This is a genomic window from Colwellia sp. 75C3 (assembly GCF_002836255.1).
GTDB lineage: Bacteria > Pseudomonadota > Gammaproteobacteria > Enterobacterales > Alteromonadaceae > Colwellia.
In genome coordinates, this window is the sequence record NZ_PJAU01000031.1 from 380,544 (window position 1) to 391,879 (window position 11,336).

Annotated in this window: 9 protein-coding genes and 1 pseudogene; 5 read left to right on the forward strand and 5 right to left on the reverse strand. The window is 38.0% G+C overall.

Annotated elements, in window-relative coordinates; translation table 11 throughout:
• Nucleotides 1-188 precede the first annotated feature (188 nt).
• The 4 genes from CXF85_RS01745 to CXF85_RS01760 form a co-directional block, all read right to left on the reverse strand.
• Entirely contained in the window at nucleotides 189-989 is an 801-nt protein-coding gene (locus tag CXF85_RS01745) for a DUF481 domain-containing protein (protein ID WP_101226794.1), read from the reverse strand.
• Nucleotides 990-1,236: 247 nt separating this feature from the next.
• Nucleotides 1,237-2,316 (reverse strand): efflux RND transporter periplasmic adaptor subunit, encoded by a 1,080-nt coding sequence (locus CXF85_RS01750; RefSeq protein WP_101226795.1) that lies wholly within the window; start codon nucleotides 2,314-2,316, stop codon nucleotides 1,237-1,239.
• 2 nt (nucleotides 2,317-2,318) lie between these two features.
• Nucleotides 2,319-5,765 carry an efflux RND transporter permease subunit gene (locus tag CXF85_RS01755; RefSeq protein ID WP_101226796.1) on the reverse strand — a complete coding sequence of 1,149 codons (3,447 nt, stop codon included), beginning with the start codon at nucleotides 5,763-5,765 and terminating at the stop codon, nucleotides 2,319-2,321.
• 14 nt (nucleotides 5,766-5,779) lie between these two features.
• The gene (locus CXF85_RS01760; RefSeq protein ID WP_101226797.1) at nucleotides 5,780-6,100 is read right to left on the reverse strand and encodes an ArsR/SmtB family transcription factor; all 321 of its coding nucleotides are present in this window, start codon (nucleotides 6,098-6,100) and stop codon (nucleotides 5,780-5,782) included.
• Between the two features lie 183 nt (nucleotides 6,101-6,283).
• Here CXF85_RS01760 and CXF85_RS01765 point away from each other — a divergent pair, with 183 nt between their 5' ends.
• The 5 genes and pseudogenes from CXF85_RS01765 to CXF85_RS23380 all read left to right on the forward strand — a co-directional run.
• On the forward strand, nucleotides 6,284-6,478 hold the full coding sequence (locus CXF85_RS01765) for a YgaP family membrane protein (protein ID WP_101226798.1): 195 nt from the start codon (nucleotides 6,284-6,286) through the stop codon (nucleotides 6,476-6,478).
• 78 nt (nucleotides 6,479-6,556) lie between these two features.
• Nucleotides 6,557-6,904, forward strand: a complete 348-nt coding sequence (locus CXF85_RS01770; RefSeq protein WP_101226799.1) for a rhodanese-like domain-containing protein — start codon at nucleotides 6,557-6,559, stop codon at nucleotides 6,902-6,904.
• Between the two features lie 63 nt (nucleotides 6,905-6,967).
• Nucleotides 6,968-7,627: a DsbA family oxidoreductase gene (locus tag CXF85_RS01775; protein ID WP_101226800.1), complete on the forward strand. Its 660-nt coding sequence runs from the start codon at nucleotides 6,968-6,970 to the stop codon at nucleotides 7,625-7,627.
• A 256-nt stretch (nucleotides 7,628-7,883) separates the two neighbouring features.
• Nucleotides 7,884-9,257 (forward strand): tetratricopeptide repeat protein, encoded by a 1,374-nt coding sequence (locus CXF85_RS01780; RefSeq protein ID WP_101226801.1) that lies wholly within the window; start codon nucleotides 7,884-7,886, stop codon nucleotides 9,255-9,257.
• A 133-nt stretch (nucleotides 9,258-9,390) separates the two neighbouring features.
• A pseudogene (locus CXF85_RS23380) lies at nucleotides 9,391-9,705 on the forward strand (FecR family protein); the annotation flags it as partial.
• Between the two features lie 149 nt (nucleotides 9,706-9,854).
• On the opposite strand, the gene CXF85_RS23385 reads toward CXF85_RS23380, so the two are convergent.
• Nucleotides 9,855-10,469 (reverse strand): hypothetical protein, encoded by a 615-nt coding sequence (locus CXF85_RS23385; RefSeq protein WP_442871853.1) that lies wholly within the window; start codon nucleotides 10,467-10,469, stop codon nucleotides 9,855-9,857.
• Nucleotides 10,470-11,336: the final 867 nt, after the last annotated feature.

Below are 11,336 nucleotides of genomic sequence, written 5' to 3' on the forward strand. Positions count from 1 at the left end.
CCTAATCAGCCTTTTGTACTTGAAACCTTATTTTCATTGTATTCAGTAACTATAATTAATCCAAATGGTATAATAAATACATTTTAATTTAGACACAAAAAAAGACTGTCTTCGAAGTGAAGTAACAGCCTTTTAATCATCAACAAGTAACGTCCATTGAAGGTGCTACTTGTTACATAGTGAACAGTTTAGAAGCTATAAACTAATGTCACTGACGTTTCAGTGTTAGTTTTCTCAAAGCCTTCTTCTACTTCAGTATCGTAATCAACACGGAAAGTGAATTTAAACTGTAATGAGTCAATTAACTTAGTAGTCAATGAAGTTTCTGACTTATAAACACTGTTTTTATCAGACTCAAGTGCTTGCTTAGCAACAAAATATTGTTTAAATTCAACAAAATCATTGATCTGTTTAGTGTATAAAGCTTGTGCTTGAACTATTACCGCAGTTTCGCTGCTTTCAATAATTGCAGCATCTGTATCTGTTGCTGCCACGGCACGGGTTACATCGTATTTTACACCCGGTCCGATATCAGCAAAAAATGAACTTGTTTCAGTTTCCCACCAGTGACGACCCCAACCAGCAGAGAACGATGTTTGGTAAGAGAAGCTGCTGAATTTATCTTGCTGATAAAAAGCGTTACCGTAAAGATAGTTTTTACCATTTTCATGAAGTGAATAGTTAGTTTGACCTAAGATATCCCATTTATTATCAGTACTTTCATAAACGTCTTCGCCGTCAGCATTTTCAACTTCAGTTTTTTTAGCTATAGCGTTAAATGCAAGTAAATTTAACCACTGGTCTTTTTCATGCTTAATGTTTAAGCCAGCTTTGATGTCGCCGCTTTTAGAGTTACCTGTTTTATACAACATGCCTAGCTCAGCAGAGGTAGTAAACGTTGACTCTCCAGCGACAGCTTCTTCAGCCATGGCATATTGACCTGAAAGAGGTAATAAAAGCAGTGCAGCAATAGCTATTTTAGATTTCATGTTCATCCTTAAAAAATGATTATTAATCGATTAAAATGTTGATGTATTAAATTTTCCGCGATCCTATCAAATTTTAGCTATATAGCCAACTTGTAAACTCGATGTAAATGAAAGAAATTGAATGATGTTTTACTTTATCGGCGTATTTCAGCTATTTAAGACGATAAATTCAGAATCTTTTTTATGAAAAATAAAAATAAGAATAATAGCCATTGTTGATGCTGACTAACAGCAATAATAACCCTTATTAGTTAGTTGTGATAACAATCTCTCCGTTAACTAAACCAGAAATAATTGAAACAAAACCTTGCTCATTCAATCCACCTAAGCGTACAAAGCGCCTTTGACTTTGGCCATTAACAAGTACGTGCACAAAGTCGAGTTGACCAACGTGAGCAACACTGTCTTTAGGTACGTAAAGTTTTTGTGCATGACCAGCAGGAATTAATAATCGTGCATACATGCCAGGTAATAAACTTTCTTGGTAGGGTAAGCTCACTTTAATTAAAAAACTACGTGAACCGGTGTTAGCAGCAGGTACTATTTCTTCCACTAGACCAACTGATTTTTCCTTTATCGTTGGTAGTTCTACCGTGATACTTTGTCCTTGAGTGAGCGTAAGTGCAAGTTGTTCTCGTACTTGTGCTTCAACACGTAAAGAAAGAGGGTTGTATAACGATAATAATTTACTACCTGCTTGTGCTGTATTGCCGGGCTCAGCAAAGCGGTCAACAATCTTGCCATTAATTGGCGCACGTAGTGTTGCATAACTTAATGTTGTTTGCGCTTGAGCTAAGTTTTGTTTCGCGGCGGTTAACTCGGCTTTGATACTATGATAGTTAGCCTTACTTTTGTCTAAATTAAACTGAGAAGCAATTTTCTTATTGAATAATTCGTTAGCCCGTTTAAAGTTTTGTCGTGCCTCGGTGTGTTTAGCGAACACAGCATTGACTTGTTCTTGGGCTTCAATCACTTTGGATGATAATCCTTCGTTTTCTAAGGTAATTAATATGTCACCTTTTTTAACAATATCACCTGCTCGTACGTTGATTTTATCAATACGTGCCAGTAATCTTGAAGAGATAACCGTGGTTTGTTTTGCGGTAATACTGGCGGCAACACCTTCAAAGATTGCCTCTGTGCTACTCTTTACTCTATAGCTAGCTGAATTAACCAATGCCGTCGGAGGGGTCTCAAAACCAGGGGAGACTTTGTTGTTAAAAGATCCCGCTAACCACGCCACCATGATGAGTAGTACAATAAGCGCTAATATAGGAACAATGACTTTTTTAGCTGTGTTCTCTTGTTGAATTTGCGGTGTACTCATGATTAAGCCTTCTTTTCTAATAAATAGTCTAATGAACCGTCTAATTGATGTTTTACTTGGTTGTCGGTATTTCTATTACCATCAAAAACTAAGGAATAAACGATAGGAACGACCAGCAGTGTAAATACTGTTGAAGAGATAATGCCAAATATAATCGCTATGGCGAGCCCGCTAAAGACCGGGTCTAAGGTGATAATTAAATTACCCAATAGTGTTGTACCTGCTGTAAGTAATACTGGTCTCATTCGCACTGCGCCTGCTTGAATTAACGATTCTTTTATTGAAGCACCTTGTTGTTGAGCTTGGCTAATAAACTCAATTAAAATGAGTGAGTTTCTAACCACTATGCCGGCTAGGGCGATCATGCCTATCATCGCTGTGGCGGTGAATAAAATAGGATCAGGAGCTCCGGCAATTTGGCGCTCACCAAATTGATTTAATAAAAAGAAACCCGGCATAATACCAATAACCGTTAATGGGATGGCTGACATTATAATGCCTGATAAAGCAGCTGAGCCTGTTTGAATCCTCAGAACAATAAATATTGCTGTTAACGCGAACGCAAAAGCTAGCCCCATATCACGAAATACTCTGATTGTTATGCGCCACTCACCCTCACCGCTAAATGAAAGCTCAATATCTTTGGGTAATTGCCAAGAAGATCCGCCACCATTAGTTAGGAAGCTTCGGTCTTGCCAGTCCCTTTGAGCGGTATGCTCAATATTATCACTATTGGTATCCGTTTGGTGCGGAACTAAGTCGCTATTGATGTCTGCTATAACTTCAGCAGGCGTTCTACCAGAAATATCAGCGGTGACATAAACCACAGGTCTTAAGTCTTTATGGAATATAGGTTTATCACGGGTGTTTTTAATAAATTCACCAAGCTCACCTAGAGAAACTAAAGGTTGTGGTGCCATATCAATACCTTGTGGGGTACTGGTTTGAATTATGCCTGCTTGCCCCCTTAAGGATAGACGTTTTAAATCACTCAATGATTGGCGTTGTTCAAGGGGCAATTTGATATTAATGGCTAAGGGTGATGCTTCATTATCAAGGTGTAAATAACCAGCAATTTGTCCCTTTGTTGCCACGCCAATGGTGTGATTAATACTTACAGTTGATATGCCAGAAAGTGCTGCTTTGGTTTTATCACTAACAAAGCGTAACTGTGTTTGCTCACCACCGACAGTAGAGTCGACTTCGACCACAAATGGCTCTAACCTGAGGCGCTGTTCTACTAAGCCTGCTGCTTGCTGTAAACTGGCATACTGAGTGAATTCACTACCGTATATTTCTGCAACGAGTGTACTCAATACTGGCGGGCCCGGCGGTACTTCTAACACACGAATTTTTATATCGCTGTTTTTTGCTAATAGATTATTGAGCGGTGCTAAGTGCTCTCGCATTCTTAATACAATGGCATGCGATTGATGCTGGCGTTGGCTTTTATCAAGCAATAGTACTCGCAAGTCAGCTAGATAAGGAGCATGACGTTGATAATACTGCCTAACCATGCCGTTAAAGTCTATGGGGGAGGGCAAGCCAACATAACTGGCAATGGTGGTCACTTCAGGGATCCTTTGTAAGATAACTGAAACTTTTTTGGCCATGGCAGCAGTTTGCTCGAGGGTAGCACTTTCAGGCATATCAATAATGACCTGTACTTCATTTTTATTATCAAAAGGTAATAATTTCAGCGGCACCCAACGCATAACAGGTAATAAAGAGGCAAGTACAAATAACACTAATACCAAAGCGAGTACTGCTTTACCTTTTGCACGGCTATCTAGCAGTGGCGTTAATATTTTACGGTAAAAGCGTTGAAAACCTTGCTGGTTTACTTCTTGAGAAGAACTGGTTGGAGTAGGCTTTGCTTTAATAAGTTTTCCAGCTAACCAAGGGGTAACTAGAAAAGCGACCAAGGTTGAACTGATAACACTTAGCGGAACATTAAAGGCCATGGGGGCCATATAAGGTCCCATCATGCCGGTTATAAATGCCAGGGGAATAAAGGCAAGTACAATGGTGAGTGTAGACATTAATAAAGGTACACGTATTTCATTGATGGCGGATACAATGGCGTCATGCATATTTTTAGTATTCGCTTTCCCTTTAATTTTTGCCAAATACCGTTCAATATTATCGACGCCAGTAATAGGGTCATCCACCAATAAACCTAATGATAAAATGAGCGCAAACAAGGTAACGCGATTAATGGTGTAGCCAAAAATTAAATCTAGCGATAAGGTGATGCCGTAACAAATAGGTACCGCTAAACCAACCACTAACGCAGATCGCCAACCTAAAAAGACGCCAATAAAAACCACTACCGTAAAAACAGCAAAGGCTAAGCTAGTGGTTAAATCATTTACTTTTTCGTTAGCGGTTGCGCCATAGTCACGTAATACTTGTACTTCGACATTAGCAGGAAAAATAGCCGATTGTAATTGTGCTATTTTCTCATGGACAGCATTAGCAACAGTGACAGCATTACTACCCTGTTGCTTAGCAATACTAATGGTTACCATAGGGAGATCATTACGGGCACCACTAACCGAATTGTTAGCATGATTTTTAGCGCGATTGTTAGCATAGTCGAGCCAGGTATAACTGGTTTGCTCTGCGGGACCATCAACTACTTCAGCGATATCTTTGAGTAAAATAACGCTGCCATTAATAACACTGATAGGGGTTTGCTTTAGGGCTTCAATATCCCGGTAGGTATCACCACTTTCAAGCGTTATGGATTGATCCGATAAGGTAATGTTGCCGTGGCTTTCTAATACATTTGACACCTTAATAGCATTAAAAATATCATCAACAGTAACTTTTCGTGCTGTCATTTGTTCTGGATTGATATTTACTTGTATTTGGCGGGCGCGACCACCAACAATGTTAACCTCACTGGTGTTTTCGATAGCTTGTAAAAAGGTAGATACTTCTTGTGCAAGTCGTCTTAAGGCGAAATCATCTACCTGACTGCTATCGGTGCTATATAACGCTAACATGACAATAGCGACATCATCTACTTCAATAGGTTTAACCCGCCAATTACTAACAATGGCAGGAATTTTCTCGGTATTAGCATGTAATTTGTTATAGGTATTTAACAGTGCTCGTTCGCGATTTTCACCGACAGTAAATCTCAAAGTGACCACGGATTGATTGCTATTACTGACAGAATAAACGTGTTCTACGCCTTTTACTTGCGCTAATAGTTTCTCAAGTGGGGTGGTAACTAAGCGTTCGACTTGTTTGGCGTTTACCCCTGGGACATCGACGATAACATCGATCATGGGGACAACAATTTGTGGCTCTTCTTCACGTGGCGTAAAGTTAAGCGCCATCAAACCAGCGAGTATTGATAAGATCAAAATAAATAGCGGAACTTTACTGTTAAGTACTCTACTTAGTAACGTGGTGGTAAAAGTCTTTTTAATGGTCATAATTAATGCACTTGTTAAACTTTAATACTTGGCTCATTGCTACAGAACTTCTCATGTAATACACGCAGTAACTCTTCTATTTTGGGGTTAGCAATACGATAAAATATTGTCTGAGACTCACGTCTTGTAGTGACAATATTACTCTCCCTTAATTTGGCTAGGTGTTGTGAAAGTGCAGATTGTGAAAGATCAATGCGTTGATTTAAATCGCCAACAGTCAGTTCATTATCACTTAAGCAGCACAAGATCATTAAGCGGTAAGGGTTGGATAATTGCTTCAACATTGCGGCCACTTCTGTGGCATTTTCTAATAGTTTCTGTTGTTCAGTATTCATGATTTTATCCAAAGTCTTTAGCACGGCTTAATGTATTTTACTTTATACTTGTTTTCTAAATTAGTAAAGGCTAATATAGATTTATTAGCAAATGCTAATGAATGGTTATTTAAATAAATAGCATTGAAAATAGATGCTGTTAAAAGTAAATTATTTTAAAAACATAATTAGGAGTAAAGCGGAATGACTATTAACGAAGCTCTGAGGTTAGTTGCTGGTACTATGATTTTACTATCACTATTTTTAGCGGTTAATTATTCTCAACATTGGTTATGGTTTACTGTTTTTATTGCTGTTAATTTAATACAGTCATCTTTCACTAAATGGTGTTTGATGATGGTTATTTTGAAAAAAATTGGACTAAAGGGCAGCGCTTAAGTATTGACTTTTAAAGATAATAATAGCGTCTGTAATGACTAGGCGAAGTTAGCCTAATTTATCTATTGAGGAATGGGCATGTTAAAAACAATACCTGATGTAATCGCGCAAGCTAGAGAATCATTAACCATTATTTCGGCAGCAGAAGCGGTAGTATTAGCCAAGCAAGAAAATGGTGTGATAATTGATGTGCGAGAGCCCAGTGAATATGCTGAGAAATCCGCTGAGGGTACAATAAATATCCCTCGTGGTTTACTTGAAATGAAGATGTTAAAAATGTATCCCAATGAAAAACAACCTATTTTTTTACACTGTGCAACGGGTGCACGTGCTATTTTTTCTGCGGAGCAATTAAAACGCGTTGGTTACCTGAATGTTTCAGTGATCACGTCAAGTTTGGATGATATTTGCAATGCTTGCTGCTAATAGCTAATAGCTAACAGTTAAATTTCCCATAAAAGTTCAGTACCTAAGAAAGAGGAAAAAAGCATGGCCGCTCCCGTTGTTATCGATTATTACAGTGATATTTTATGTGTTTGGGCATGGATAGCACAACGACGTATCGATGAACTTAATAATAAATTGTCAGGTAAAATTGAGTTACGCTATCATTATCTTGATGTTTTTGGCGATGCCTGTAATAAAATACCCAATCAGTGGGCTGAACGTGGCGGTTATGCGGGTTTTGCAAAACATGTAATAGATTCTGCTGCGCCTTATCCTGATGCATCGATAAATCCAGATATTTGGTATAAAGTGCGACCTAATACTTCAGCTAACGCCCATTTAGTGCTAAAGGCTGTTGAGCTGAGTTATGGCAAAGATAAAAGCATAGAAATAGCCTTGTTAATACGACAAGCCTTTTATATTGATGGACAAGATATCGCCCAACTAAGCTTACTATTCTCGTTGCTTGAGGCCGCGGGTATTGATGGTGAACGTATTAATAAAGCGATGTTTGACGGAAGCGCAATGGCCTCGTTAATGGCAGACTACCAACAAGCAAAAGCGTTGTCTTTGAAAGGCAGCCCATCTTACATCATTGATAATGGTCGGCAGGTGCTTTATGGCAATGTTGGTTATCGGGTGTTGCTAGCAAATATTGAAGAACATATAAGGCAGCCAACGGAGGAAGCGAGTTGGTGCTAAATTTTCCACTACAGTTTCGCTGCTTTGTTCGAAGAATATTTTTTGGCTAATATTAATTGTTGTCATAAAAAAGCGATTAACATTGTGAATTTCAATTTATATATTACACTTTAAACACTACTTAAAATCAATAATATTATTGTTTATACCTCGTGTAGACGTTAGAGGTGAGAAGCATTAATATAACGTATAGATAATTGGTTAAATTATCGAATACATTGGGTCACTTTTTCAATTATGAAAAATAGGATTTTATATGTATTTGAGAGTTATCAAATTGTTTTTATTTATCTGTTATTTTGTGATAACTACAACACCTGTATATGCAGAAAACCGTCCTAGTCTATCCTCCCTTTTAAAGCTAGCAAAAGCATCTGTTATTGAAAATAACTATGAAAATATAGTCACTCAATTAAGTCCGTATTCCTATGATTATGCAGGTGATGCTAATTTCGATTATTATTTAGGTACTGCATATCTTGAGTTAGAACAATATAGTGAAGCAATATTTGCACTGGAAAGTGCGATTTTAACAAATCCACATTTTGCCGGTGCAATGTTTGAACTTGCAAGAGCTTATTTTCATAGCAAGGAATATTCAGAATCAAAAAGAATTTTTAACCGAGTCCTTGAATTGTCTCCCCCAAAAAACATCAAAAATGCTATTACAACTTACCTTCGAGCAATAACTAGTAAAGATAATCTATATCAAACTATTCACTTACCAACAGCTTCTTTTTCAATTGGTTATGATACAAATGCAAATAATGCTACCGGTATCAGGGATATTAATGGCATCACCCTTGCGGATAAAAATATAGAAACAGCCTCTTCTTACTACACGTTATTATTATCTGATTCATACAGTAAGCCGATTGCACCTGATTGGCGTTGGAAATCTAAAGGTGCGGTTTATTTAAGAGGTAATCCATCAGCAGAGTTTGTCGACATGAATGTCGAAATATTACAAACGGGATTAGAATGGTCAAATGATAATAATATTACTCAGCTAGATATAGGTATTCTAAGATCACGGGTTAAAGGTGAAGCGTTTAATATTGAACCTAGCTTAGCTACCTCAAGTATTGATTATCAAACTGAAAATCTTGACCGCGAAGGTTCTTTTATCAACAGCTATTATAAGTTAGATGCAAACTCAACTTCTTCTTATGAGATGTCAGTTAAGATTTCTAAATATAGTCATGAAAAAGTTCTTGAGTTAAGAGATATGACTCAGTATTTATTATCTGCAGGATATATGGCCAACTTCGAATCAAGTTGGCAGCTCCGTCTAACTCTGTTCGCGGTAGAGGACAAAATGGACATAGAATCATCACCTTATGCTAATAAAAAACTAGCGTTTCAATTAGCTATTGTTAATCAGTTAACGTCTCAAGTTATTTCAAGATTGGGACTTCAGTATGCAGAAACTGATTATGAGGGAAGTTTTTTTGGTCATTATCGAATCGATAAACAGTCATCTGCTGATTGGACTTCTACTTGGTTAATTAATGAAAATTTAAGTTATTGGGGGAAAGTTATTTGGATTGATAATAATTCAAACGATGCTTTCGAATTGTATAGCTACAAAAAATCAGCTATTGAATTTGGCGTTAACTACCAATTCTAAAGGAGATTAAGGAATGAACTTAAAACGATTTTGCATAATTTTATTTCTGTCTGTCTTAGGAGTTAACAATGTTTCAGCTGAAATTGGTAAAGTATTGGTTGCTAAAGGTGAGGTGAATGCTCAACGTGAGCGTATGGTTCCGTTAAAAAGAGGTTCTCTGCTATTTGAAAAAGATATTGTCACTACAGGAAGTGATGCTCGAGCAAACCTTCTGATGATAGATGGTGCAAAAGTTACGCTAAAACCTCTTTCTGAATTATCGCTAGAAGAATATAAATTTAATAAAAATACTGTTCAAAATGTTGTGGGCAGTAGTGATAAATCATCGATGACCATGAGCCTATTAAAAGGTGGCTTTAGAACGATTAGTGGTGCCATTGGAGCAGGGCCCGATAAATCTAAATATCTTGTTAAAACTCCCATTGCCACGATAGGTATCAGAGGGACTGATTACAGTGTTCTTATTTGTACTACAACCTGTGTAGGTTTAGATGGGGCTGGTAATATGCCTGCGGGAGTATATTTTGCAGTATCGAGTGGTTCTATCGTTATCACAAATGCTGTCGGTATATTGGTACTGGAAAAAAACCAGTACGCCTATGTAGCCTCTGCTAATGAAGCACCTATTAGAATTATTATGCCACCTATAAACCTCGTCTCTAATTCAGCTGATCCCATCTTATTTCTATTATCGGATAACAAACGTACCTTAGGAGATCCTGATGTTATTGAAGATGATAAACTGGTCGATGTAGATGAAACTGATAATGAAAGTAACGCTTCTGGAGAAACGTCTAACGACCTAACATCAAATGAACCAAAATCAGTCGACCCAACATCAACTGAACCAAAATCAGCTGACCCAACATCAACTGAACCAAAATCAGCTGACCCAACATCAGTTGAGCCAACATCGGTTGAGCCAACATTGGTTGAGCCAACATTGGTTGAGCCAACATCGGTTGAGCCAACATTGGTTGAGCCAACATTGGTTGAGCCAACATTGGTTGAGCCAACATTGGTTGACCCTACATTGGTTGACCCTACATTGGTTGAGCCAACATTGGTTGACCCGACATTGGTTGACCCGACATTGGTTGACCCGACATTGGTTGACCCGACATTGGTTGACCCGACATTGGTTGACCCGACATTAGTTGACCCGGCATTAGCAGGCCCTTTTTCGGGTATTAATATTGAAGACATTCCCATTGGTATCCTACCCTTCACCGGATTTCCTCAGACGAGTAACGATTTTATTATTTCGATAGTAGGAGCGGACGAAGCAGTTGTTTCAACTGATGGGTATGATCAAAATGGTAACCCGATTAGAATCGATAATAAGGTGTATGATTTTACCGATATTAATTCAATCGCCTTTGCAGGACTTTTTAGTAATGGAGAGGGCTTATCAACGGCAACGGTTACTCCATCTGACAGTTTGAACACTGCAGATTATGGTTTAACTCAATTTTATGCACTTTCACCTGAAACCAATAATAACATGCTCTTTAGTCTTGGAGAGGCACAACAAATTAGTGTTGGATATGATTCACATTCAGGATTATCTTGGGGACGTTGGAGCAATAACTTTATGCTGGCAGAAGCTATAGGCGGCACTGTTTCTAAAATTGATCTAAATAACTCATCATTTCATTGGCAATTTGATAATTTTCAAACTGATCAAGCGTTACCAATCTCAGGCTCAGCAGTATATTCATTAGCTGGAAATACCGACCCAACTAATAATTTAGGTGATGTAGGTATACTTGGTACAGCTTCGTTCTCTGTTGATTTTACCAATCAAACTGTCGCAAATTCTCTTAGTATAGGTATCAATGGAAGTGTTTGGAATGCTTCTGGTTCAGGAACAATAGCTGATGGAAGTCATTTGTTTTCAGGAACTTATGATAACGTAAATATTGGCTCTACATTAAGAGGGACAGGTAGTTTTTCTGGCTTATTTAGTAGCAAGGTTGGCAGCAATAATCTGCCTGCAGGAGCGGGGTTAGTTTATGTATTACAAAACGACATAACGACCCCAAGTGAACTTGTCACAGGGACATTAATCTTTGGTAA